The following is a 26,943-nucleotide window of genomic DNA, read 5'->3' on the forward strand; positions in this document are numbered from 1 at the left end:
TTTTGCCACATCTGAATGAAATCTTTCTCAATATTGACTCCCCCCGCAGTCAAAAGTGCATCAAAAGCGCAAACACTATATACATTAGGTGGTGCCTCTCAAGCCATCACCTTAGCGAACCTGGTTCAACACCATGTCGGCATAACAGTTGCTGTGACTCACGACACACCCACAGCCCTGTTGCTTGAATCTGAACTGGATTATCTGCTCAAAGGTACCGATTTTCCGGTGTGGCTTTTCCCGGACAGAGAAACCTTGCCCTATGACAGTTTCTCTCCCCACCAAGATCTGGTATCCCAAAGATTAGAGACCTTATCTCGGCTGCCCAATGCCAAACAGGGACTGGTTATCGTTCCCTTAAGCACCTTGATGGTACGCTTACCGCCTAAATCCTTCTTAGCCGGCAATGTGCTCATGTTGAAAAAAGGCGATAATTATTGTCTTCAGGATGTCAAACAGCAACTGGTGAACACAGGTTATCATCTGGTCGAGCAGGTGTATGAACATGGAGAGTTTGCCGTCAGAGGCTCGATAATCGATCTATTCCCCATGGGCTCGGAGCAACCCTTCCGTATCGAGTTATTTGATGATGAAGTCGAGTCCATCAGACACTTCGAGCCAGAGAGCCAGAGATCCAGTGGGCAAATTGATTCGATACGTTTGCTGCCGGCAAAAGAGTTCCCAACCGATGATAAGGCAATTGAAGGCTTTAGACAGAGATACCGTCGACGTTTCGAACGCTTGGTTAAAGAACCTGAATCTGTCTATCAGATGGTCAGTCGAAAAATTTTTCCTGCTGGGATCGAGAGCTATCTGCCACTATTTTTCGACGAGACTGCCAGCCTGTTCGATTATCTGCCTGAACATGCTCAACTGGTCAATATCGGCGACCTTGAGGCCGCCTCTAAGGCCCATTTAGCCGAAGTTGAGCTGAGATATGAAGATAGACGCGTGGATCCTTTACGCCCGTTACTGGAACCTAAAGAGCTCTATCTACTCACGGAGCAGATTTTCGCTCATTTTAAGACCTTGCCAAGGAGCCAGCTCAAGATTGGCGAAGACTCGGATAAGGTCTCGGACAAGGGTCATCAGGCTAAACTAGAAAAACTGCCTGAGTTGACAGCCAATCACAAGTTAAAACAACCACTGCTCCAGCTTCAAGAATATGCGACTAAAGAGACCAGCATACTCTTCAGTGCGGAATCAGAGGGTCGCCGGGAAGCCTTACTCGAGCTACTCGGTAAGATAGATATCAAACCAAAACGATTCGGCAGCTTAGAGGAATTTACCGCCTCGAAGACTAAGCTTGGACTCATAGTCTCCCCTCTCTCTAACGGCTGCATCATAGAGAAAAGCCGAGGTGGAAAATTTAGCCTGGTCTGTGAAACCGAACTATTCGGTCATCGTATATCTCAAAAACGTCGCCGGGACAGACAGAAACAGATAAGCAGTGACGCCCTCGTCAAAAACTTAGCCGAGCTGAAAGTCGGCCAACCCATAGTCCACTTAGATCATGGAGTCGCAAAATATCAGGGACTGGAAACCTTAGATACCGGCGGCCTTGTCGCCGAATACCTCAAGTTAGAATATGCCGGCGGTGATAAACTTTATGTACCTGTGTCATCACTTCACCTCATTAGCCGTTACAGTGTCGGGCCGGACGAAGAAGCCAACTTAAACAAACTTGGCAATGAAACATGGGCCAAGGCTAAGAAGAAAGCGGTAGAGAAGATCTGCGATGTCGCCGTCGAACTGCTCGATGTCTACGCACGGAGACAGGCGAGGCCAGGCACGGCGTGTAAAGTCGATGAACAAGAGTATGCACAGTTCGCCAATAGTTTTCCCTTCGAAGAGACCGTCGATCAAGAGACCTCTATCAATGCTGTGTTAACAGATATGTGCTCTCCCATCTCCATGGATAGACTTGTCTGTGGCGATGTCGGCTTTGGTAAGACAGAGGTGGCAATGAGAGCCGCCTTCGTCGCGGTCAACGATGGCAAGCAAGTAGCCATCTTAGTGCCAACCACCTTACTGGCCCAACAACACTTCGAGAACTTCAAAGACAGATTTGCCGATTGGCCGGTTAAGATTGAGGTGATATCTCGCTTCAAGACGGCTAAAGAACAGAAGCTGATCATGGATGAGCTAAGTAATGGTAAAGTCGATATCATCATAGGCACCCATAAATTACTGCATTCAGAGGGTGATTTTGAAAATCTAGGCTTGTTGGTCATCGATGAGGAGCACAGATTCGGTGTTAGGCAGAAAGAAAAGATTAAGGCGCTGCGGGCTAATGTAGATATCTTAACCTTAACGGCGACGCCTATTCCCAGAACACTCAATATGGCGATGTCTGGCATGCGGGATCTGTCAATTATTGCCACACCACCGGCCAAGCGGCTCGCGGTAAAGACCTTCATCAGGGAGTACGACCCCACCACAATTCGAGAAGCCTTACTGCGTGAAATTCTCCGTGGCGGACAAGCTTATTTTCTCCACAACAAGGTCGAAACCATAGAGAAACGCGCCAACGAAATACGTGAGCTCCTGCCGGAAGCTAGAGTCGTGACGGCTCATGGCCAGATGCGGGAACGCGACTTAGAAAGAGTCATGTCTGACTTTTATCATCAAAAGTTCAACGTACTCGTCTGTACCACCATTATCGAGACCGGCATCGATGTGCCCTCGGCTAACACCATAGTCATAGAGAGAGCCGATAACTTTGGTTTAGCCCAGCTGCACCAACTGAGAGGACGAGTCGGTCGCTCCCATCATCAGGCTTATGCCTACATGATGACGCCGCCCCCCAAAAGCATCTCATCCGATGCACGAAAACGTCTTGAAGCCATCGGAGCCTTGGAAGATTTAGGTGCTGGATTTATGCTGGCCACCCAAGATCTCGAGATCCGCGGTGCCGGCGAGCTGTTAGGCGATGAACAATCTGGCCACATATCCAAGATAGGGTTCACCCTCTATATGGAGATGCTGGAAGATGCGGTTAAGTCGCTTAAAGAGGGAAAAGAGCCCTCTCTCAGTCAGATGCTTAGACGTCAGTGTGAGATAGAACTGCGAATTCCGGCCTTGCTGCCCGATGATTTCGTCCATGACGTCAATATTCGCTTGTCTCTGTATAAACGCATTGCCAACTGTGACTCTGAGAATGCCATCGATGAACTTAAAGTCGAACTTATCGATCGCTTTGGCATGCTACCTGACGCCACTAAAAACCTGATGGAGTTAACCCTGTACAAACATATGGCCACCCGTCTCGGCATTAAGAAACTTGAGATGCATGCCAAGGGTGGTAGCCTGGAATTTAACGACGATCACTGCGTCGATCCGGGCTTTATTATTGGTTTACTGCAAAGTCAGCCACAAAACTATCGAATGGATGGCCCGAGTAAGTTAAAATTCCTCATCCCAGCCGAGTCACACAAGGATAGACTGGCACTGGTAAAATTGCTATTAGGGCAATTATCTCAACATCGTCTTGGAGAATAATGTGTTAAGACAAACTTTTTTAATCATTGCAGGCCTACTCTCTATCTCTCAGCAGGCCTACGCCCAGAATGAGCGCTGGTTTGAAGTTGAGGTCTATCTGTTCGAAAGAAGCAATGGACAATCTCAAGAGCAAGCACCGGCCCAGGTTTCTTTTCAAAACCCCAAGAGGATGGTGGATCTGATCTCGCCACTGTTCAGCACCAATATTACCGGTGCCAGCCTAGGTTTAGATGCCTGTTCAGCACATGATTGGGCCACTAAAGCCGATGAATGTAACCAACAACTCAGTTCATCCGCCCAAATGAATCACCCTTCTCAGATCCCATGGAGTATAGCTGCCCCATCGACGCAATATGGTGTACCGGGTGGCGCTCCCGTACTGCTAGCCAATAGTCAAAATCAGTTCAAAGACATCATAAGTAAACTCTCCAGAGAAAGAGGCACTAAGAGTCTGCTGCACATGACTTGGCAGCAAGCCATGCAACCCAGACGCAGAGCCAAACCCGTTAGAATCTTCTCGGGAAAAGATTACTCTTCACGTTTTGAGCTAAATGGGCAATCGACTCTCAGCCAAACAACTCAGTCGGATGTGCCTGAGTTTGACTTTCTTGGAGGAAGTTTTGGCGTCGTTGAACATAAAGCGGTCTGGAAGCTCGATGGCACAATCAACATCTATCTGGATCACTACCTTTATGTTGAAACGGCATTAAATTTAAGAGAAGAAGGCACTAAAACCTTAGACGTGATGCGGGATAACACTCGATACAATTCGAGTGAAGTCAATCTGTCTACACCCTTCCTGTATTCCTTCCCTATGAAGCAAAACAGACGGGTCAGAAGCGATGAAGTTCATTACTTCGATCATCCCAGAATGGGAATGATTCTTCAGATAAGAAAGATGCAGCAACCCATAGACAGGCTTAATACCCAGATCTTGGAATAATACCTATTGGTATAAAGTCCAGCTAAATTCATACACAAGAAGACCCTAAGCCCTTTGGCTTCGGGTCTTTTCAATATTAGATAACTTTTCTAATTAAGATTGAACAATCGAGAAATCTAAATAGATCTCATCGGCTTCATCTTCTTCAACAAAGACTTGAGAAACATTGGATTGAGGTGAGCCGATTTGGCACCAATCGATCAGGTTATCCACCGCGGGAAAGGCTCCCTGAGCTAAAATAGTGACATTACCATCATCGTCATTTGAGACATAACCAGTTAAGCCTAAGGCCTTGGCTTTCGATAAAGCGTAACGCCTATAACAAACACCTTGAACCTTTCCTTGAACGTTTATCTTGACTCTTTTCATGCTAAAATCCTCAAATTCCCTCTTTTGAAGATAACGTAAACCCGTCGACTAGGCAAAATATAGGCAAAAAAAACAGCTAACTAAAGTTGGCTAGCTGCATCGGGCGACATACGCAAATTGGTGAGTCTAAAAAAGACTAATTCTTTAGTCGTATCAATTTGTATCACTTGTTACTGTGCTCGACACTTTACACTGACAAAGATAACATTCAAACAAAAACCAGCTTTTTCATCTAACTTCCACATTACATGTGATCAAGATCACCTGTAATGTGGAAGAAATCAGTATCTTATACTGATGTACCAGTTAGCTATTTTGAATGTAAACCCAATATTGTCTAAGATGACTCGATGGCAGGCGTAAAAAAGCCGCTCGAAAGCGGCTGATAAGATAATTATCTAACGGTATAACAAACTAGCCCAGCTTAAATGAAGCAATTGTTGATAGCTGGCTCGCCAACACCGGGAATTTGTGGGGCTGGTCTTCATCCCAAATCACTTGGTAATACTCACTCAGTTCGTCATAAACCTGAGCATTGTTATTCACATCATCTGAACGAGAGAGAATAACTAAGGCTTTACCTTCATTTTTAGACCTGAATTTGTCAACACATTTACTGGTAATATCGGCATATTCTTCGGGCCTGTCTATCTGGCCAACCATGTTAATCTCAGGTGACAGGTTAGGGTTAATTAACACTGCTCTTAGCCCATTTAAAAATCCAATACGCTCGGCCCAAAATGCGCCTAAGCCCACCCCTAAAATTAAGGGTGCAGTATCATCTGATTGTTGGAGTTGACGACTCACTTCGTTTAGCAACTGCTGCATATCATGTTTGGGATGCTGAGTGCTATAACTCACCAGACGCACATCCTTATCGATAAATTGCAATTGACGCATCTTTTCATGATTACCTGGGCTCGTCGCATCGAAGCCATGTAAATAGAGGATCATTGTGCTACCTGTAATAATGTAGAATATTCACTTTAGCTAACTTAACTCGTCAATGAGTTGAGCTATATCAAATACTCAGGTAAAAGAAAGTAAGTTTTACTGATTGAATGTTTCAGCCAAAGCCTTAGCCTTTTTCCAACGCTCTTCTTGCTGTAATGCTTGGGCGACTAAATAGGCATCGGGTTTTAACAAGTTAGCCGCTCTATCTGGCTTCTCGCTAGGCCAATCGAGTTCATTGAGTACCTCTGCTGCGCCAGCAGCGTCGTTACACACCAAGATCATGTTACAACCGGCATCTAATGCCGCTTTCGCTCTCTGCTTATAACCTCCCACGACGCCAGCACCTTTCATGCCGAGATCATCCGAGAAGATAACGCCTTGAAAATCCAGTTCGCCTCTCAACACTTGCTTGAGCCAGTATGGTGAGAAACCTGCAGGATTAGGATCGACTTTAGGATAAATAACATGGGCAGGCATCACGCCCTGAAGCTTCTGCTGCTCGATAAGCGTCTTAAAAGGGAGCATATCCAGATTACGGATTTCGGCCTCACAGCGCTCATCTACCGCTTGGGCCAAGTGTGAATCAGTTTCTACACTGCCATGACCTGGAAAATGTTTGCCCACAGCAGCCATGCCAGCTTGATTCATACCTGAGATAAAACTCTCGGCTAAACTGATCACGATTTCCGGCTCAGAGCCAAATGCCCGCTTGCCTATGACTCTACTGACTCTGTCCAGATCCAGCACAGGCGCGAAACTAAGATCGATATCGCACGCCAATAGCTCAATTGCCATGAGAAAACCTAATTCAACAGCCCAAGTCTGGGCCTTAGATACATCGCCACCTGCATGAGACAATATATCGCCCATGGCAGGTATTAGAGTGAAACCATCTCGAAACCGCTGCACTCGCCCACCTTCATGATCTACGGCTATGATAAGATCGGATCTCACCTCTCTTATCGATTTTATTAACGCGATCAATTGCTCTCTATCGACAAAGTTGCGCGTAAATAGGATCAGGCCACCCACCATGGGATGCTTAAGTTGTTCAAGCTCGGCTTCACTAGCTTGGGTCGATAAAAGATCTAACATTAAATAGCTCACGCTTACTCCTCAAGAGACCTAATAACAAGAATTTCTTATCTTTATCCATAAGAAATAATCCAAATAAACACAGTACAAGATGCTCAGCCGACAGCTACCAACATGAAATCATTGCCTTAGCTAAGCTAATCTGAAACTTTCTATTAAAAAAACTCATGATAAGTCATTTAAGAAAGTATGGGATACTTTCAGATCATGGATTTAAATTCAGTAGAATAGATTTAAACAAGCAAGAGAAGAATAACATATCAGGGCTTTGATCCATTGAAACTTGATGAGTCCAATGGATTTTAGACTAATATTAATAGTAGATAGTATTGTAAAACAACAATAACAAACAGGGTGTTAAGCATGATAAGTGTATTTGATATGTTCAAAATCGGCATTGGACCGTCAAGCTCACATACAGTGGGTCCAATGAAAGCGGGTAACATCTTTATCGACGATCTCGATAAAGCAGGCCTGCTTGAACGTACAGATGAATTACGCTCAGAGTTATTCGGCTCCCTGGGACAAACGGGCAAAGGCCACGGCACAGGTAAAGCCGTTATCTTAGGTTTAATGGGCGAGGCTCCGGATACTGTCAATACAGACAGCATAGATGGAATATTAAAGGACGTGAGTCAAAATCAGCAATTGCTGATGGCAAATGGCAAACACGTTATTTTCAGTCGTGATTCCGGCGTTATCTACCACAGACGTAAAAGCTTACCTGCCCACGCGAACGCCATGACCTTATACGCCTATTCTGCCGGTGAATGTATCTATGACAGAACCTACTACTCTGTGGGTGGCGGTTTCATCTTAGATCAGGATGAAATTAAAGCTCAGGATGCATCCCCAGCCCTGCCGATTGAGTCTGCACCTTTTGATTTTAACAGCGCGGCTCAGCTGCTCGAATTTTGTAATAGCAATGGCTTGAGTATTTCTGCCTTGATGATGGAAAATGAGTTGAGTATCGCCGAAGATGCAGATATCAGGGAGCAGTTGTGGCATATCTGGCAGACAATGAAGGATTGTGTCGAACGAGGCTATCACAAAGAGGGCTTACTGCCTGGTGGACTAAAACTCAGACGCCGAGCGCCGGCCATGTATCGCAGACTAAAAGCGGAAGGAAAAAACAGTGTCGATCCTCTCACCGCATTAGATTGGGTCGATCTATTTGCCCTCTCAGTTAATGAACAAAATGCGGCCGGCGATAGAGTCGTCACCGCCCCAACCAATGGTGCCGCAGGGATCATTCCGGCTGTTTTATGCTACTACGACAAGTTTGTTCAAGAAGTCGATAGCGATATCTGTTGCCGCTACCTGTTAACCGCAGCAGCCATAGGTATTCTCTATAAGAAAAATGCCTCTATCTCAGGTGCCGAAGTCGGCTGTCAGGGTGAAGTCGGGGTAGCCTGCTCGATGGCGGCCGCGGCCTTAACCGAGATCATGGGCGGCACAGTCGAACATGTGGAAAATGCGGCCGAGATAGGCATGGAGCATAACCTAGGATTGACGTGTGATCCTGTGGGCGGCCTAGTCCAGGTTCCTTGCATCGAACGTAATGCCATGGGCGCGGTAAAAGCCATTAACGCTTCTCGTATGGCGCTACGTGGTGACGGTAATCATAAGGTATCACTGGATAAAGTGATCAAGACCATGATGGATACTGGTAAAGATATGCGCAGCAAGTATAAGGAAACCGCAAAGGGTGGTCTGGCTGTTAATATCGTTGAATGCTAAACAATTCTGAATAATTTATCATCAAACATAAAAAAACTCGCTTAGGCGAGTTTTTTTATGTCTTTTACCCAGTAAGAAATACTCAGATAAGTGTTACCTTACCGGCAAGTCAATATCGGCAAACATATTTTCTATCAATTGAGGGTCCCTAAGCGCGACAGCTTTTTCGACCACCTCTTTAGTCAGATGCGGAGCAAAATGTTCGATAAACTCATACATATAAGTTCTTAAGAAATTCCCCTTTCTGAACCCTATTTTAGTGGTGCTATGTCCAAACAGGTGGCTGGCATCGATAGCCACTAAGTCTCTGTCCATAGTAGGATCGATAGCCATAGACGCGATCACTCCAACCCCCAAACCGAGTCTCACATAGGTCTTCAACACGTCGGCACTGGTTGCACTAAACACCACTCTGGGCTCTAATCCCGCACGATTAAATGATTTTTCAATCTCAGATTCGCGGTCGAAACCAAAGACATAAGTCACTAAAGGAAAACGGCCGAGATCTTCAATCGTAATATTACTGCGAGTCGCCAAAGGATGATCTCGATTCACTACAATCGAGCGATTCCAATGGTAACAAGGTAACATAATCAGATCGGAATAAAGATGCATACCTTCGGTCGCAATAGCGAAATCGGCAGCGCCTCTCGCCGCCAGCTCACTGATTTGAGAAGGCGTCCCCTGGTGCATGTGTAAATTAACCTTAGGATAACGGTCGATAAAGCCACGAATGATTTTAGGCAGCGCATATCTCGCCTGGGTATCTGTGGTTGCAATATTCAACTCACCCTGATCAGGCTTAGTGTATTCTTCGGCAACTTTCTTGATGCTCTCGACTTTACCTAAAATATTATTTGCTATACTTATGACTTGCTCACCAGCTGGAGTCACATGAGTTAAATGTTTGCCGCTACGGCCGAAGATTTGTATACCAAGTTCATCTTCGAGCATGCGAACTTGTTTACTGATCCCTGGCTGGGATGTATAGAGGTTTTCAGCAGTAGCCGAAACGTTGAGGTTATGATTCACCACCTCTGCAATGTATCTGAGTTGCTGCAGCTTCATCTTTTATCCTTCAATTCGACCTCAGTTTAATGCTTTTAATGGGTCTGGAATGGGAGATTAAGTATAAGAAATAGTTATAGTACAACGTGAAAATTAAATCAATATGGAATATAACATAGAGTTCACACCATTCACACGACATAAGTGAAAAGCTGGACTAAGATAACTATGCTAGAGTGTTGATTTATAGTAGCATTAATAGAATTGCATAATTAACGGTAGACCTATGATATTTACTTTGGTTCTGATCAGTATTGGCGCACTCTTATTACTCGTAATCGGAATTAATGTCATACAGCAACAGAAAGAACGTGCCGAGGCTGAGCGCAGAACTGAACTGGCCAGACAGAGAGCCATTATTGATGAAACCGAAGAGGTTCTTTCTCACACAGGTATGTTTCCCTGCTCCTCGCAGATAGTGCTGGTGCTATATAAGCGTGTCGAAGATGCTCTTGGCTTAGCCGCTAACTATGCCGCAAGTCAAGCCGGCGATTACAAAAGAAGACAGGCCGACATAGGTGCTCAGGTCAAGACCTTAGCTGCGAGTCCTAAACAGGCTCCTTCAATAGAAAGCTTCCGTTTGCCCGATAACGATCAGCAAATATTGACCCTGGTACAAGTACTTAAGAAGCTAAAAGCCATTCTTCGCGCAGAGCATAACAAGGGCAAGGTCGACCCCACAATATTTAGTGAAGAGGAAGGCAGAATAGATAGCCTCCAATTGAGGATTAATGTTGATTCTATGTTATCCCGAGCAAGAGCAGCCTGTTTTATGAAGCAATACGGCTCCTCAAAGCAGATGGTGACTAAGGCCCTTTCGACCTTACATGCCATCAAGGCTCAGACCCCCAATGACCCATTCATCGTTAAAAAAGTCGATGAAGCAAAAGCCATGTTAGATGAAATCATAGGCGCACAGAAAATTGCATCTCCAGAGGTTACACCAGTGAAAGAAGAAGAAGATATCGATGTACTGTTCCAGCCGAAGAAGAAATGGTAATCGATACTAGATACTAGATGCTAGATGCTAGATGCTAGATGCTAGATGCTAGATGCTAGATAGAAAGTTTGATCAAACTAAGCCCCTACATATAATATTGGGGCTTTTTTATTGCACGCTATTTAGCATTCCTTTCCAAATAGATAAAATAGAGTCACCCCGTTACCTTCCTGTCAAACAGGAGCTAAACCTAGGTTCTATAACCTCGAGTCTCGTAAACAGCAGACATTAAAAAGCCCCGAATCATCGAGGCTTTTTTATGGACTAGCTATCTATGGACTAACATTGACTGAAGCACACTGCTCTATGCTTTAGTCTTTGCAGCCGCTTTTGGCTTAGCTTTGGCCGTAGCTTTAGTTGCCGTAGCCGCTTTCGCTTTTGGCTTGGCTTTCTTCTTCGCCTCAGTCACCCACTTACCGTCGATAAACTTAGAGGTCCAGCCAGTTGCCTTACCATCGACATCGGTAGCAACGTATTGCTCCTTAGTCTTACGGCTGAAGCGAACCGATGCCTTATTACCATCGCTATCTTTAACTGGTGCATCGGCTAGATAAGCGTACTTAGGCCATAATAGCTCACGATACTTAACCAACTCTTCCACTAATGGTGCACGAGTTTCACGTGATTTAGGGAAAGTGCTGGCAGCCATAAATATCCCGGCGGCACCATCTCTAAGCACGAAGTAGCCATCAGACTTAGTACATTTAAGCTCTGGAAGATGAATCGGATCCTCCTTTGGAGGCGCAGCTTCACCGCTCTTTAGCAACTTACGGGTATTCTTACACTCGCTGTTAGTACAACCAAAGTACTTTCCGAAGCGACCATTCTTGAGCTCCATGTCATTGCCACAACGGTCACACTCAATAATCGGGCCTTCATAACCCTTAATCTTGAACTGACCGAGTTCAACTTCATGACCATCACATATCGGGTTATTACCACAAACATGCAGCTTACGAGTCTCATCGATAAGATAGCTGTCCATGGCAGTGCCACAGATGTCACAACGATGCTTAGCACGTAATGCATCTGTTTCAGCATCTTCACTGTTCTCACTCACGGCTTCTTCACCGGGAGTCAGATTCATGGTGGTCTTACAGCGCTCTTTAGGCGGTAAGGCATAGCCGGAACAACCAAGGAACACACCGGTAGTACCGGTGCGGATCCCCATAGGACGCTCACAAGTCGGACACTTGATGTTGTCGGTTAACACCATCTCGTTCGGGCGCATTCCGCCCTCTTCCGGTGACAGCTCGGCCTGATCTATCTGCTTAGTGAGATATTTATAGAAACCATCGAGCACTTTCTTCCACTCTAACTCGCCCTTGGCGACATCATCGAGTGTCTGTTCCATACCCGCAGTAAAGTCATAGCTCATCAGCTCCTTGAAGCTGCCGACCAAACTTTCGCTGACAATCTCACCCATCTTTTCGGCATAGAAACGACGGCTTTCGACGCGCACATAACCACGGTCCTGAATAGTCGAAATAATTGTCGCATAGGTCGATGGACGACCAATACCACGTTTTTCGAGCTCTTTAACCAGAGACGCTTCACTGTATCTCGCCGGCGGCTTAGTAAAATGTTGCTTGGGATCCAGCTCTTTAAGATCTAGCTTATCACCTTGATCGACATGAGGCAGCGTATTGTCTTCCTCATTTTTCTTCTTAATGCTAGTTTGAACTCGAGTCCAACCGTCGAAACGTAATGTACGACCAGTAGCTTTGAGCTCGTACTCACCGGACTTAACCGTTAAGCGAGTCGCATCATATTTTGCTGGTGTCATCTGACAAGAGACAAACTGACGCCAAATCAGCTCATACAAGCGCTGTGCGTCTCTCTCCATGTCATTCATCAAAGCGGCATGCACTTTGACATCTGATGGACGAATGGCTTCGTGAGCTTCTTGAGCCCCGTCTTTGCTGCCGTAACGAATAGGGGCATCTGGCAGATACTTATCGCCAAACTCTTTACCTATCATCTCGCGCACATTGTCCAAGGCTTCTTGACTCAAGTTGGTCGAGTCGGTACGCATATAGGTAATATGACCGGCTTCGTAGAGACGCTGAGCCATCATCATGGTCTTCTTGACGCCAAAACCTAAACGGGTACTCGCCGCTTGTTGCAAGGTCGATGTGATATAAGGTGCCGAAGGCTTACTCTGGGTCGCTCTGTCATCACGAGCAGCAACCACAAAGCTTGACTGAGACAGAAAAGAAACCGCTTCTAAGGTTTGCTTCTCATTAACAGGATTAAATGCCTTGCCCTGAAACTTAACCACCTGCATTTTAAGCAGATCATTAGCCGGGGTATTCAATTGCGCATGAATATCCCAAAACTCTTCGGGAACAAAAGCCTTAATTTCGCCTTCTCTCTCGACCACTAAACGCGTTGCCACAGATTGAACTCGACCGGCGGATAATCCACGGGCGACTTTCTTCCATAACAGAGGCGATACCATAAACCCAACGACGCGGTCGAGGAATCGACGAGCCTGTTGGGCATTAACCATATTGGTATCTAAATGCGCGGGTTTACTGAATGCGTCTTGAATAGCGGTCTTAGTGATCTCGTTGAAGACAACGCGCTGATAGCGTGACTCATCTCCACCTATGATCTCTTGCAAGTGCCATGCAATGGCCTCTCCCTCTCTATCCAAATCGGTTGCGAGATAGATTTTGTCAGCTTTCTCGGCTAGAGCCTGCAGCTCTTTAACCACTTTTTCTTTACCGGGGAGTATCTGATACTTGGCTTTCCAGCCATTCTCAGGGTCCACTCCCATACGAGCAACAAGCGCTTGTTTCGCTTTCTTGCTCTTATAGATGGCTTTCTCTTCAGGAGCCATCTTCCGAACTTCTGCAGGCGTTTTAGTCGCCACTTTAGAGTCAGGACTGGATGATGTTGGTAGGTCTCTTACGTGACCTACGCTCGATTTAACAATGTAATCTTTGCCGAGATATTTATTAATAGTCTTGGCTTTGGCCGGTGATTCGACAATAACTAGCGATTTACCCATAGAATGATCTGCGCCAAAAAGTCTCAAAATGCTGTAATTTGGCTCCATATATAGAGGTTTGTCTCAATTTTTTCAAGCTAATCCCTCTTTTATTTGTGCTGGTGAGCCATTTTTAACCATTTTGGAACTATTTCTAAAAAAGTGTGAAAGAAATAAATGCTTAATTAAAAACTAATATTCCATTATTAGTCATCTAGCAAGGAATTCATGTGCATTTCGATGCAAATATCACAAACTTAGCCAATTTTGCCTTACTTGTGAACAATTGAAGCTTAAGTATACTGAGCTCATTTCAGCCTCACACCACATCTTAGCTTAACTTTAGTGGATTTGGAGTAACTGGCAACACCAGAAGCCAATTTCATAGATAAAGCCAAAAGAATAAAACAAGTTAATAAAAGGTATCGCTACCCTGATAAGGAAAACTAATGAAGCATTTTGAAGCGAATTTCGATGGTCTTGTTGGACCAACCCACAATTACGCGGGCCTCTCCTTTGGTAATGTGGCATCACTGAGTAACGCTGCAGCCGTTTCAAATCCAAGAGCCGCAGCGAAACAAGGATTAAAAAAAGCCAAAGCACTCGCCGATATGGGTATGATTCAAGGCATATTAGCCCCTCAAGAGCGCCCAGACCTTCATACGTTGCGTAGAATTGGTTTTACAGGCTCTGACGCCGAAGTATTAAATAAAGCCGCTAAACAGGCTCCTGCTTTGTTACGTGCCTGTTGTAGTGCATCGAGTATGTGGACCGCGAATGCGGCAACGGTCTCACCCAGTGCCGATTGTCGAGATGGAAAGCTGCATTTCACCCCGGCTAACCTAGTAGACAAGTTACACCGCAGCATAGAACCTATCACTACGGGTAATATTCTGGCGGCGACATTCAATAACGACAAGCATTTCAGCCATCATCAACATCTGCCTGAGCACGCCAGTTTTGGCGATGAAGGCGCGGCGAACCACACCCGTCTTTGCGGAGAGTACGGCGAAACGGGTATAGAGCTATTTGTCTATGGCCAAGAAGCGACCAATCCAACTGCACCTAAGCCGACAAAATATCCAGCAAGACAGACACTAGAAGCTTCTCAAGCCATCGCTCGCTTGCATCAGCTCGATGATAACAACACGGTTTATATCTCGCAGAACCCGGATGTGATCGATCAAGGCGTGTTTCATAACGATGTGATCGCCGTCGGTAACCAAAATGTGCTCTTCTATCACGAGCAGGCATTTCTGGATACACAGAACAAGTTAAACGAAATAAAGCAAAAATTTGGTGACTCACCACTTCACTTCATCGAAGTACCCACCAATAAAGTCGGCATTCAAGATGCGGTGAAGAGTTATCTGTTTAACACTCAGATCATCACACTTCCATCTGGTGAGATGGCGATCATAGCGCCGACAAATTGCCAGGAGAATGAAGCGGTACACGCTTATCTTCAGGAAGTCGTCACCCTAGGCACGCCAATCAAGCAAGTACACTATTTCGATGTGAAGCAAAGCATGCAAAATGGTGGTGGTCCGGCTTGCCTGAGATTGCGTGTCGCCATGAATGACACTGAGGTGGCTGCAGTGAACCAGCATACCTTAATGAATGATGTGTTATTCAGTGAGCTAAATAACTGGGTAGACAAACACTACCGCGATCGCCTCAGCGTCGAAGATCTCGCCGATCCACAGGTATTGATCGAATCACGCACCGCACTGGATGAACTGACCCAATTGATGCAGTTAGGCAGCGTGTACCAGTTCCAGAAGTAGCTAGCTATACAAAGGTAGTATACCTTGAACATAAAAAACCACCTTTCACAGGTGGTTTTTTATGAAAATGACTTTAAGTCACTATAAAATATTTTTTTACATATTTATATCAATTACCGCAACGGTTGAAATGACTCCGCCGGGAGTTGTTACACTAATAGTCAACACCCCATCCTCTGGTTCATCGGGCCCTTTGACTGAGATTGTTTCACAACGAGCACCATTGATGTTGGTATTAGGCCAAATAATAGGATTAGTCGTCGCCACACTGCCAACCGAAGTCACCGAATTAATTTCACTACCTGATGGCATTTGTTGATTATGCAAATCTGAAATACATATATAAACAGAACCGATCGATTTAGGTGCTAGATCTAACACGTGTATCCCAGTGTCTGCTGCACTATCTATCACTATAGGCTGTGATGCTATAGCAGTGCTTCCTGACATAACTAAAACAAGATTTTGTCTTACATATGTGCTGGTACTTTTAGCCGTAAAGGATGCACAGCCAGCGTGAGCAGGTTCACTACACAAGACTCCATTATATAAAGCATCCTGAGTATCAAAATTACCATCAAAATTAAAATCGATTAGCTCTTCTAAACTTCCGCCGCCAGCACCAATACCTTCTACAGGATTAAACAAACCATCTTCATTGTAATCTTCAAACGGCTCATTCAGATCAAAATCCTCACCCGCTGTATTCATCCCTAAAAAGGCTGTTAGCTCAGCAGCATCGAAACGCCCGTTACCATTAGTATCGGCGAAAGATTCCTCCCCTATAGCTGTAGCGGTAACTGTAGTTCTTCCCCCCATAGGTTGGCCAAGATAATAGTTCTGGCGGACATCCCAATATTGACGTCCTTGCCCATCTAAAGGTAATGGCTGTACTGTCGCACCGAATGGGCGCGGATCTTTACTCTGCCAATCTACTGTGCAACCGCCATCAGTGGTGATACATGAATCAACAATATCACCGCCTTCTGTTCTGAACGTCACTGAAGTACCGTCTGGAACCCTATTATTGAATGCATCGGAAAGTTTTGCGGTGATCTGCACTAATGTACCTTCACTACTCCAACCTTCAGGATTAAAATTTGAAGCGGACAATGAGAAACTGTCTTGATCTGGGATCCCAGTTGTCACCACTAACTGACTAGATTGACTAGAAATTACCGGATTTGAACCATTAATGGTTCCGCTTACTCGTATAACTGTTGCTATAGAACCAGAGCCTACCACAGTCTGAACTAAACCTTGATCATTCGTCGTTGCCGATAAAGGGTCTAATTTAATATCACCGACGTGAGTATTTAGACTGAAATCGACCAATTGATTACTAACTGGCAGGCCATTTGTGTCCAGAACCTTAAAAATAACCGTTGACGATTCAGGCAAACCAGTTCCTACGATCCCTATTTTTTGAGGTGTCGCTGATATATAAACAATGCTACCGATACTTGCTGGTAGTAAATTAATACTCGTGCTGGCAGATAAATTGAGTCCACCTGCATTTGCAGTTACGTTAATTTGATCATCACCACTACAACCTTGTGCCAGATACGTACTCGATGCTTCGCCATTAACAGCTGTAACTGGCGTGCTTAAAATAGCTTGAGGAGTTGCGAAAGAGGCACAAGTCGAAGTGAAATTCACTTCAACGGGTTGTGTAAATGGATTTCCTTCGCCATCTTGAAACAGCACAGAAACCGTCGCCGTCCCGCCCGCAGACAGTTGAGAAGCAGAAATGGAAGCGACTCCAGAGACAAATGGTTCGCCACTGCCCATTAAGACGTTAGTAGCACCAACAACAACAATGGCATCACCTTTTTCACCGGTTTCAAGAGAAGCAACCGCTTTGCCGGCACCTAAGTCAGTTCCAGCATAGATATCGACAATAGCAACACCATTAATGGTTACTGCTGCATCTACTGGTATCTCACCTTTTGCAGATGTAAACGTCACAATCACAGGCTTACTGGTTCCTGTCACTGTAGCAACAAGCTTACCTGGCTTTGTTATCGATATTGTATCCGTAGCATTGCCCGCTGCATCTGTCAGAGTTAACACGACTAAGGCACCATCGCCAGCTTCTCCACCATCCCCCGCCATATTGAAGCCTATGGTTACCGGATCACTGCTTGTATTGGCGACGCTGGCTTCTACATTACCAGCACCTTGTACATTTGATGTTGCCAGCTCAATGGTAGCAACACCATCAGAGTTAGTTAGGGCTGTGCCCGTTCCTGGGGTAAATGAGCCTAAAGTTGGATCGGAGAGCGTAAAAGTAACTAATACCCCCGACATCAAACCTGACTCTGAACTTGTCACTGTGGCAGATACAGACGCAGGTGTCAGCGCGCTTATGTCGGCATTGGAAATTGACAATGAAATAGAAACGGTTTCTTCTGGAGTTGGATCGGGATCTAACGGATCAGCAATATCCCCCCTCCACTACAGGCGACCATGAAAAACGACCATAAAAATACGATAAAAAACTTGTAAACTGACTTCATGCCAGACTCCCTGTTACTCAATATGTAATTTTAAGCGAGGCGCTTATTACTTATAGGCCAACATTACATAATTTTCCTGCTACTTATCCATAACTATCTTGATTTATTTTACTAAAACAACGAAAAGGTTTAACTATTGCGCAGTTTCATCAATCTTCGTTTCTTGCTAGGCTTACATCGCAAATTGAAAAGCATAATAATTATACAGGAAGCACTATGGCTTTAACTCAAGCAAAAAAACTCGGACTCACGAGTAAAATTCTTATTGGTATGGGTAGCGGTATCCTTTTGGGATTGCTACTCAGAAACCTTTTCCCCGAAAGTACATTTATCGACGAATACATCACCGAAGGTTTCTTGCATGTTATCGGCACCATATTTGTATCCGGGCTGAAAATGTTGGTCGTGCCTTTGGTGTTTATTTCGTTGGTTTGCGGCACATGTTCATTGAGTGACCCATCGAAATTAGGCCGACTCGGCGGTAAGACCATCGCCTTCTATCTATTCACCACTGCTATTGCTCTGTCGATGGCAATCTTGATTGCCATCATGGTCCATCCAGGTAACGCTTCCTTGGTCAGTGAAGGCCTCACCTTCAATGCAAAAGAAGCCCCAAGCCTAGCAGAAGTGATCATCAACATAGTCCCAACCAACCCACTGCATGCGATGAGTGAAGGCAATATGCTTCAAATCATCCTATTTGCGGTTATTTTTGGTTTTGCTATCTCGCATATAGGCGAGCGAGGTAAACGCGTTGCAGCGCTGTTTAACGACCTTAATGAAGTGATTATGCGTGTAGTTACACTAATAATGCAGCTTGCGCCATATGGTGTGTTTGCCTTGATGGCAAAATTGGCACTCACTTTGGGTCTCGAAACCTTCGGCAGCGTAGTAAAATATTTCTTCGTCGTCCTTGGTGTTCTACTGCTTCATGGGTTCGTTGTCTATCCCACCTTGCTTAAAGTGTTCTCAGGATTAAATCCGATAACCTTCATCCGTAAGATGCGTGACGTGCAACTGTTTGCTTTTAGCACAGCCAGTTCAAACGCGACTCTGCCTGTCACCATAGAAACAGCTGAGCACAGACTAGGTGTCGATAATAAAGTCGCTTCATTCACCTTGCCTCTTGGCGCTACCATCAACATGGATGGTACGGCCATCATGCAAGGTGTTGCCACGGTATTTATCGCTCAGGTTTATGGTGTTGACTTAAGCATCACAGATTATGCCATGGTGGTTATTACTGCGACACTTGCATCTATCGGTACCGCTGGCGTACCAGGTGTTGGTCTTATCATGTTGGCCATGGTACTTAATCAGGTGGGTCTTCCTGTCGAAGGCATAGCGCTGATCATAGGCGTCGACAGACTACTCGACATGGTCCGCACCGCAGTCAATGTTACCGGTGACACGGTTGCCACTGTGGTCATCGCTAAGTCTGAGGGTGAGTTCAATGAAGAGATCTTCAACGATACCCAAGCAGGCAAGACAGCGGGTAGCTTCAGAGACCAAGTGAAGGGACAAGAAGCCTAGCCATAGGTGCACAAGAATATGCGCTCCTTCTGGAGCGCATAAGTGTTCCAGACACAACGTAAGTTTTTTGCCATCCTTGGCAAACTTACATAAGTGTTCCAAACATAAGAAAGGCGTCCAATTGGACGCCTTTCTTATGTTTGCTTGTTAAAAGGTTTATCTCGTGGTTGAGACTTATCTCTCCCAGTACGACTCTTCTAAGCTATCTTCACGCTCAGGCAAACCACGAGAAAGACGCGGGCTGTGCTGTGCAAGCACTTCATAGGCCACGCGATTAGCATACTTACAGATCTGTGAGAATGAGGAATAACATAAGCCATCACGCTTGTGTTTGCTCGAACCTGGCACATTGGCCTTATGGAAGGTGTTCGATGCGAGATCGTGCAATAGTGCAGACAGTGCACCATCACCGGCACCATTGGTGTTACGGATCTTCTCCGGACCGCCCATGTAGGGTGAGATGTGAGCATAGACCTTGATCGGCTCATCACAGGCAGATTTCAGCTTAGGACGTGAGAATTCATAGCGGTTAAACTCAGGAATAGAGCCGGGTAACAGGGTATTGCTGGTCTCACGTTTCTCTGCATTTTCGGTATAGCCTGCGGTATAGAGTCCGATAGGACCAGCTGTGGTCAATACCATATCACACAGTTCAAGGGCGGCTTCACTGGCCTGAAGTGGATCTTTAAAACCAGTAAGGGCTTCGCCTTCATCCTCATTCATTGCCAGAATCGTCACATTCTCTTCGATGAATGCTCTCCACCAGCTTGGATCTTCTTCAATCAAGAAACGAGTGCCTAACGTCAGTACCACAGGGACCCCGACCTCTTTAGCATATTCTATTGCTGTTAATGCCGCCTTTGTCATCTGATCGCCGCCGCTGGCTCTCATCAAGTAAGCCGTTAACACCAATGCCGACGCTCCTTGTACCAGATCTTTATCAATATATTCAGGGGTCAACTTATCCATCGATCCCTTACTAATGGCAAAAGTACGCTCGCCGCACTCAGATATCAGGGTGAAGCAACGACCTATGGCACCTTCTACCGGCTGTAGATAGTTAAGATCGACTTTTGAAGATGTGTTACACAGATAACGATAAGCGTAGCTGCCTACTTCGATATTATTACTCATTACGCCAAACAAGACAGATCTGTCATCGGCAAGAATCGAATAATTGTGCACCGTATTGCCTATGGTGCCACCGGCGAATTCATCACTGATTAAGCCATGCTGCTTCAATTCTGAATACAAGGCGTGGGCACTGGCATCATCAATTAGAGTCGAGTTGCCTTTGGGAAGTTTATATCGCTTGAGTAGTTCATCGGCTACCTTAGCTTCTATGTCTACCAAGGTCTGATCAATCCCTGTGATATAAGTTGGAAAACGAAGCGGTTGCTGAGTGAGTTGAGCCAATAGCGGGTCACGGTTTTGGACGGGGAAATAGTGCTTGGACTTTCGTTGACCTGGAAACTTCATTGTGTGCTCTCAACCTTTGGCAACATACTGGAGGCCGATTAAATCAAATCAGCCATATGGGAATATAGTTCAAAACAATTGGCCCTATCAAATCAGGGCCAATATAAACGGCGGCAGATCCTACCACACGCAGTGATATACGCCAGTATCTAGTAACGTATTTTATCCTTTTTAGGGACAGATGTTGAGCGCCTAATGCAGATTGCTCACTTCTAGCACAAATTTATACCAGCCTTTAACACAAAGTTAGCACCAGCCTTGACTCTGCTGCTTCACCAATTCCACTAAAAGCGCTATATGGGCTGGGTTGGTATTGAGACAGGGAATAAACTCATATCTCTCTCCCCCAGCTTCAATGAACATCTCTTTGCCACCGATAGAAAGCTCTTCTAGTGTTTCCAGACAATCAGCCGCAAAAGCCGGGCTGATAATATCCACAGACTTCACCCCTTGAGCCGGTAAAGAGGTTAGAGTTTTGTCGGTCTGAGGCGTAAGCCACTCCTCTTTGCCAAATATTGACTGGTAACAAAGCTGCCATTGGTCATGATTTAACCCCAGCTCTTTGGCCAGGAGTTCAGAAGTTTTCTCGCAATGCCCTTGATAAGGATCGCCTTCGGTCACATATCTGACTGGGATCCCATGAAACGACATCAACAGCTTGTCGGCTTGGCCATGTCGCTCCCAATGGGCTTTTACCGAACTGGCCAGGGCCGAAATATAGCCTGGGTGCTGATAATATTCTTTGTTTATACGGGTTTCAGGGACTTCTCTCCATCCCTTGTACTCAGAGGCAATGGCATCTGAAACAGCCGCCACGGTCGAGCATGAGTATTGAGGGTAAAGAGGCAGTACGATAATTCTTTCAACCCCTTGAGACTTGAGCTTATCTAGCCCCAGAGCCAATGAAGGGTTACCGTAGGTCATGCCAAGCTCGACAGGGATGCTCTGACCGTACGTTTGCGCTAACAGGTTGGCCAATTGTTCTCTCTGGCGTTGACTTACTACCATCAAGGGCGACCCTTCATCCCACCATATGGATTGATAGAGTTTTGCCACCTTAGACGGGCGAAAATTAAGTATGACGCCGTTGAGAATAGGCTTCCAGATAAGGGGGTTAAGGTCGACGACTCTTGGATCACTCAAGAACTGCTTTAGAAATGAACGTACATCTTTTGTCGTGGGTGTATCAGGCGTCCCTAAGTTAACCAGAAGCACACCGAATGCCGGGGTAGTTTTGCTCAAAATCACTCTCTTATAATGTCGATACTCTATATTAAGCTAACATTCAAAATCATATAAAAAAAGCCCACCTAAGTGAGCTTTTCAAAATATGAGAACTAGCTCATATACTGATAAGGATCAGATACCTTTAACCTATCGCAGCGACTATCTCTTTACTGACTGCTGCCACTGCCTGTGTACCGTCAAACTTGTTGTATGTAGCCTGACCAGAGGCTGCTACCTTACCGTAATACTCTACGAGTGGTTTAGTCTGTTCGTGGTAGATCTCCAGGCGCTTGCGTACCGTAGACTCTTCGTCATCAGGACGAATAGCTAGGTCTTCACCGGTAACATCATCCTTACCTTCAACCTTTGGCTGGTTGAAAACAATATGATAAACACGGCCAGAACCAGGATGAACACGACGACCAGCCATACGCTTAACAATATCTTCGTCAGGTACATCGATCTCTACCACGTGATCGATATTGATGCCACTGGCCGCCATAGCATCGGCTTGTGGGATAGTACGAGGGAAACCATCTAGCAAGAAGCCTTTGGCACAATCATCTTGAGCGACACGCTCTTTTACTAAACCGATAATTAGCTCATCTGAGACCAACTGACCAGCATCCATCACTTTCTTGGCTTCCAGGCCAAGTGGCGTTCCAGCTTTAACAGCCGCACGTAACATATCGCCCGTAGAAATTTGTGGAATACCGTACTTTTCCATGATGAACTGGGCCTGGGTACCTTTGCCGGCACCTGGGGCACCTAATAACATGATGCGCATCTCGAGAGTCCTCTTATTTCACATAGTTTTATCATTGGCGGCGATTTTCGCATAATTAGCCGCTATTTTGAAGGGGGTAGAAACAGTTTTAGCCTAGTTAGTCATTAGACATTGGCCTGATAGACAATCATGTTTAATCAGACCAAATAGGATCGGTTTCTTATGTTTGATTTTCGTACTGAATTTGAACTCAATATCAATACAATAAACTGTACAACTTACGACGATACTGATTCGCCAGCTGATTTCCCTGACCTAATGCAGTCAAAATTTCCAGAAACAGCTTTTTGACATCACCATTCTCAATCGAAATATCTTTAGATAGAGGAGCAAACAGGAGTGCTAGCGCTTCTTCATCTCTTTTTGCCTGATGAAGCGCCTTAACTAGGTCTAACAATAGAGAGACATTATCAGGCTCACTGTCACAAGCCTGCTGTAATTGACGGATCTCTGGGGTATCGGCAGCATCCAAAGCCAGTGCTAGTTTAGCTTTCAGGGTTTGATAGTAGCTATCCTGATCTGCTAAGCCCACACTGTCTAACAGCTCACCCGCTAAGGTAAGATCACCGGTCATCAGCTCAGCATCGGCGTACACTAAAGCAATTTCAGCATTTGGCGATTCGCTATACGCTTCCCTTAACAAGTGAAGCGCCGCTTGAACATCTTCATCAACGAGTAATGCCTTAGCCCGGTTTAGCTTAAGTTGCCACTGGGCCGGAAGATGCTTATCTAACATCTCAGTGATTTGCCTCTCTTCCTGCACACCTGCAAAACCATCGATAGGCTTGCCTTCGCTGAGCACTAAAGTTGTAGGGAGATTCTGAATTTGAAAATAATTGGCAATCTCCATCTCGTTGTCACAATCAACTTTTGCTAACACAAAACGGCCAGCTTGTTTCTGGGCCATAGAGACCAATGTCTGACTTAAGCTGATACTTTCCGGACTTTGATTCGACCAGAAACAAAGCACAACAACTTGCTCTGCCGAGGCATCGACGATTTGCTGAATATTATCTTTCGTTAGATCTAGAACAGTTTCCATAACAATCCTGTTATCTGTTTATACGATCACTCATTCTCGTCTCCATAAGACTTGGGCCTACAGGGGAACGCGTGATAAATACCGCAGATATAAAAAAGGCAGAACCCTAATACTACAAGGGTACTAGATGCTCTGCCTTCCAATTACAATAATTTATTAGCTAAGTTTAGCCAACAGCATCTGATTCATCAGCTTAATGAAGGCTGAAGGATCTGCCAGGCTACCTTTCTCTGATAGCTGGGCCTGTTGCAGCAATAACTCGGTCCACTGAGTGAATACTGCTTCATCTTGTTCATCATTAAGACGCGCAACCAGAGGATGCTCAGGGTTAATCTCAAATGTAGGCTTACTTTCCGGTACAGCTTGTCCGGCAGCTTCCATCAATTTAATCATCTGAGTCGACATCTCGCCTTCACCCGCCACAACACACGCAGGGGTATCGGTAAGACGTGTGGTCACTTTCACTGCTGACACCTTGTCACCCAGTGAATCTTTAACCCGTTTCACCAAACCTTCAGATTCAGTTTCTAACTTCTCCTGAGCTTCTTTTTCTGCAGCATCTTCGAGATCACCAAGCTCAAGATCGCCACGAGTCACCGAGTGTAACTGCTTGCCGTCGAAATCGGTAAGGTGGTTAATCAACCACTCATCGATGCGCTCAGACATCAAGAGAACTTCGATACCTTTCTTGCGTAGCAGCTCAAGATGCGGGCTATTTGCAGCCGCGTCATGGCTATCGGCGACTATGTAGTAGATCTTACTTTGACCTTCCTGCATACGGCCGATGTAATCGGCGAGAGAAACCGTCGGTGCCGCATCTTCAGTATGAGTCGATGCGAAGCGCAACAAGCCAGCAATTCGCTCCTTGTTGACCATATCTTCGGCTGGGCCTTCTTTTAGCACTTGACCAAATTCAGCCCAGAATGTCTGGTACTTCTCAGCATCATTCTTAGCCAGCTTCTCTAACATGCCAAGTACGCGCTTAGTCACAGCGGTTCTCAGTGCTGTCGTCACCTTATTGTCTTGTAAGATTTCACGAGACACATTCAACGGCAGGTCGTTTGAGTCGATAAGTCCTTGAACAAAACGCAGGTAGCTAGGCATAAACTGCTCAGCATCGTCCATGACGAACACACGCTGAACAAAAAGCTTCAGGCCATGCTTACGGTCGCGGTTCCACATGTCCCAAGGCGCTTTGGCTGGGATATACAGCAGGCTAGTGTATTCTTGCTTACCTTCGACTCGGTTGTGGCTCCACAACAATGGATCGGTAAAATCGTGGGAAATATGCTTATAAAACTCTTCATACTCCTCTTTAGAGATATCGCTCTTGTTACGGGTCCAAAGCGCAGTAGCCTTGTTCATAGGCTTCCATGAACCTTCGACTGCCGCCACAGCTTCTTGATCATCTGCAGCTTCAATCGCAGGCGTACCCTCTTCGAACATTTCAACAGGAACTGAGATATGATCTGAGTATTTTGTGATAATAGAGCGTAGACGATAGTCATCGGCAAACTCTTGTTCATCTTTGCGAAGGTGTAAGACAATTTCGGTTCCGCGAGTCTCTTTAGTGATATTTTCTACGGTAAAATCACCTTCACCCGCTGACTCCCATAACACGCCTTCATCGGCACTGTGGCCAGCGGCACGAGTACGTACAGTGACCTTATCGGCAACGATAAATGAAGAATAGAAACCCACGCCGAACTGACCTATGAGTTGTGAATCCTTGGTGTCATCACCGGATAGGTTATTGAAAAATTCCGCAGTACCCGATTTAGCGATAGTGCCTAAATGCTCAATCACACTGTCGCGGGTCATGCCTATGCCGTTATCACTGATAGTGATGGTGCCTTTGTCTTTATCGGCACTGATACGCACACTCAGCTCACCATCGCCTTCGTATAGGGCATCGTTAGTCAGGGCTTCATAACGCAACTTATCGGCAGCATCGGCAGCGTTGGAGACCAATTCACGCAAGAAAATCTCTTTATTGGAATATAAAGAGTGAATCATCAAATTTAGTAGTTGCTTGACTTCAGTTTGAAAGCCATGAGTTTCTTGTTGTGACATGGATTGTTCCTTTATTGTATTTCACAAAGCCTAACTCTTTATGGACTTAAGCTTTATACGACGCAAAGTGCTTTATGAAAATAGAGATGGGGCTGGAATTTTACATTTCAAGGGGAAAGAGGTAACTGGCGTTTAAATGGCTAAAAAAAATCCAGTATTGCCGTAACAAATACTGGATTATCTCAACTCGGGAAAACAGAGACGTGCAATAGCGTAAAACTTACAGCGGGAGACGACCATTAAAAGAAAGCGCTAACGTGGTGCTATCGACATACTCAAGCTCACCGCCGACAGGTACACCGTGAGCGATACGACTCACTATCACTTCATGGCTCTTGGCCATATCGGCAATAAAGTGCGCCGTTGCATCCCCTTCCACCGTAGGATTGGTGGCTAAGATCAACTCGGCTACCTCACCAGAAGCTAAATGTTCTTCTAACAAAGCTAACCCAAGCTCATCTGGCCCGACACCGTCTAAAGGGGACAGATGCCCAAGCAGAACAAAGTAACGCCCGGAGAAATGCCCACCGGCTTCGATAGCCAATACATCGGCAGGGGTTTCAACCACACAAATCACCTGAGATAGCCCGCGCTTGTGACTGGCACAAATCGGACAATGAACCTCTTCGGTGAAGGTGCGGCAGGATTGGCAATGCCCCACATCACTCATGGCTTTTTCTAATGCTTGAGCCAGAGATTGACCCGCTTTTCGATCCCGCTCGAGTAACTGAAACGCCATACGCTGAGCAGATTTAGGGCCGACGCCAGGTAAACACTTCAAAGCTTGGATCAACTCATCAACCAGAGGACTAAATTTCATTATCTAATAAT

The 26,943-nt window shown here is 45.5% G+C and carries 18 protein-coding genes; 6 read left to right on the forward strand and 12 right to left on the reverse strand.

The annotated features are described in order from the left end of the window. Positions 1 to 15 precede the first annotated feature (15 nt). Both mfd and FM037_RS17910 read left to right on the forward strand, forming a co-directional pair. A complete protein-coding gene (gene mfd / locus FM037_RS17905; RefSeq protein WP_144047096.1) occupies positions 16 to 3,501 on the forward strand; it encodes a transcription-repair coupling factor in 3,486 nt (1,161 codons plus the stop codon). Between the two features lies 1 nt (position 3,502). Beyond that, complete coding sequence (locus tag FM037_RS17910; RefSeq protein WP_185976850.1) at positions 3,503 to 4,444, forward strand: peptidoglycan binding protein CsiV; 942 nt, start codon at positions 3,503 to 3,505, stop codon at positions 4,442 to 4,444. A gap of 93 nt (positions 4,445 to 4,537) precedes the next feature. Here the strand turns inward: FM037_RS17910 and FM037_RS17915 are convergent, their stop codons facing one another. The 3 genes from FM037_RS17915 to nagZ form a co-directional block, all read right to left on the reverse strand. Beyond that, positions 4,538 to 4,813: an acylphosphatase gene (locus FM037_RS17915; RefSeq protein WP_144047098.1), complete on the reverse strand. Its 276-nt coding sequence runs from the start codon at positions 4,811 to 4,813 to the stop codon at positions 4,538 to 4,540. Between the two features lie 414 nt (positions 4,814 to 5,227). Beyond that, positions 5,228 to 5,767 carry an alpha/beta hydrolase YcfP gene (gene ycfP / locus FM037_RS17920; RefSeq protein ID WP_144047099.1) on the reverse strand — a complete coding sequence of 180 codons (540 nt, stop codon included), beginning with the start codon at positions 5,765 to 5,767 and terminating at the stop codon, positions 5,228 to 5,230. A gap of 96 nt (positions 5,768 to 5,863) precedes the next feature. After that, positions 5,864 to 6,874, reverse strand: coding sequence for a beta-N-acetylhexosaminidase (gene nagZ, locus FM037_RS17925; RefSeq protein ID WP_144047100.1), 1,011 nt, complete (start codon positions 6,872 to 6,874; stop codon positions 5,864 to 5,866). Positions 6,875 to 7,225: 351 nt separating this feature from the next. Here nagZ and FM037_RS17930 point away from each other — a divergent pair, with 351 nt between their 5' ends. Beyond that, the gene (locus tag FM037_RS17930) at positions 7,226 to 8,602 is read left to right on the forward strand and encodes an L-serine ammonia-lyase (protein WP_144047101.1); all 1,377 of its coding nucleotides are present in this window, start codon (positions 7,226 to 7,228) and stop codon (positions 8,600 to 8,602) included. 93 nt (positions 8,603 to 8,695) lie between these two features. Here FM037_RS17930 and cysB read toward each other — a convergent pair whose 3' ends face one another. Next, positions 8,696 to 9,670: an HTH-type transcriptional regulator CysB gene (gene cysB, locus FM037_RS17935; protein ID WP_144047102.1), complete on the reverse strand. Its 975-nt coding sequence runs from the start codon at positions 9,668 to 9,670 to the stop codon at positions 8,696 to 8,698. 226 nt (positions 9,671 to 9,896) lie between these two features. On the opposite strand from cysB, the gene FM037_RS17940 reads away from it, so the two are divergent. Next, positions 9,897 to 10,670 carry a hypothetical protein gene (locus FM037_RS17940; RefSeq protein WP_144047103.1) on the forward strand — a complete coding sequence of 258 codons (774 nt, stop codon included), beginning with the start codon at positions 9,897 to 9,899 and terminating at the stop codon, positions 10,668 to 10,670. Between the two features lie 304 nt (positions 10,671 to 10,974). Here FM037_RS17940 and topA read toward each other — a convergent pair whose 3' ends face one another. Then, positions 10,975 to 13,686 (reverse strand): type I DNA topoisomerase, encoded by a 2,712-nt coding sequence (topA, locus tag FM037_RS17945; protein ID WP_144047104.1) that lies wholly within the window; start codon positions 13,684 to 13,686, stop codon positions 10,975 to 10,977. A gap of 428 nt (positions 13,687 to 14,114) precedes the next feature. On the opposite strand from topA, the gene astB reads away from it, so the two are divergent. Then, a complete protein-coding gene (astB, locus tag FM037_RS17950) occupies positions 14,115 to 15,452 on the forward strand; it encodes an N-succinylarginine dihydrolase (RefSeq protein ID WP_144047105.1) in 1,338 nt (445 codons plus the stop codon). 96 nt (positions 15,453 to 15,548) lie between these two features. Here astB and FM037_RS17955 read toward each other — a convergent pair whose 3' ends face one another. Then, positions 15,549 to 17,843, reverse strand: coding sequence for a hypothetical protein (locus FM037_RS17955; RefSeq protein ID WP_324617079.1), 2,295 nt, complete (start codon positions 17,841 to 17,843; stop codon positions 15,549 to 15,551). A gap of 344 nt (positions 17,844 to 18,187) precedes the next feature. Here FM037_RS17955 and FM037_RS17960 point away from each other — a divergent pair, with 344 nt between their 5' ends. Beyond that, positions 18,188 to 19,504, forward strand: coding sequence for a dicarboxylate/amino acid:cation symporter (locus FM037_RS17960; protein WP_144047106.1), 1,317 nt, complete (start codon positions 18,188 to 18,190; stop codon positions 19,502 to 19,504). Between the two features lie 174 nt (positions 19,505 to 19,678). Here FM037_RS17960 and FM037_RS17965 read toward each other — a convergent pair whose 3' ends face one another. From FM037_RS17965 to recR, 6 genes are all read right to left on the reverse strand, one after another. After that, complete coding sequence (locus FM037_RS17965) at positions 19,679 to 20,983, reverse strand: inosine/guanosine kinase (RefSeq protein WP_144047107.1); 1,305 nt, start codon at positions 20,981 to 20,983, stop codon at positions 19,679 to 19,681. A gap of 246 nt (positions 20,984 to 21,229) precedes the next feature. Then, positions 21,230 to 22,231: a ferrochelatase gene (gene hemH / locus FM037_RS17970; protein ID WP_407695603.1), complete on the reverse strand. Its 1,002-nt coding sequence runs from the start codon at positions 22,229 to 22,231 to the stop codon at positions 21,230 to 21,232. Between the two features lie 121 nt (positions 22,232 to 22,352). Continuing rightward, positions 22,353 to 22,997: an adenylate kinase gene (adk, locus tag FM037_RS17975; protein WP_144047109.1), complete on the reverse strand. Its 645-nt coding sequence runs from the start codon at positions 22,995 to 22,997 to the stop codon at positions 22,353 to 22,355. Positions 22,998 to 23,193: 196 nt separating this feature from the next. Beyond that, entirely contained in the window at positions 23,194 to 24,039 is an 846-nt protein-coding gene (locus tag FM037_RS17980) for a tetratricopeptide repeat protein (RefSeq protein ID WP_144047110.1), read from the reverse strand. Between the two features lie 156 nt (positions 24,040 to 24,195). Continuing rightward, positions 24,196 to 26,112, reverse strand: coding sequence for a molecular chaperone HtpG (htpG, locus tag FM037_RS17985; protein ID WP_144047111.1), 1,917 nt, complete (start codon positions 26,110 to 26,112; stop codon positions 24,196 to 24,198). 220 nt (positions 26,113 to 26,332) lie between these two features. Next, positions 26,333 to 26,932 carry a recombination mediator RecR gene (gene recR / locus FM037_RS17990; protein WP_144047112.1) on the reverse strand — a complete coding sequence of 200 codons (600 nt, stop codon included), beginning with the start codon at positions 26,930 to 26,932 and terminating at the stop codon, positions 26,333 to 26,335. Positions 26,933 to 26,943 lie beyond the last annotated feature (11 nt).

Source organism: Shewanella psychropiezotolerans (assembly GCF_007197555.1).
Classification (GTDB): Bacteria; Pseudomonadota; Gammaproteobacteria; order Enterobacterales; family Shewanellaceae; genus Shewanella; species Shewanella psychropiezotolerans.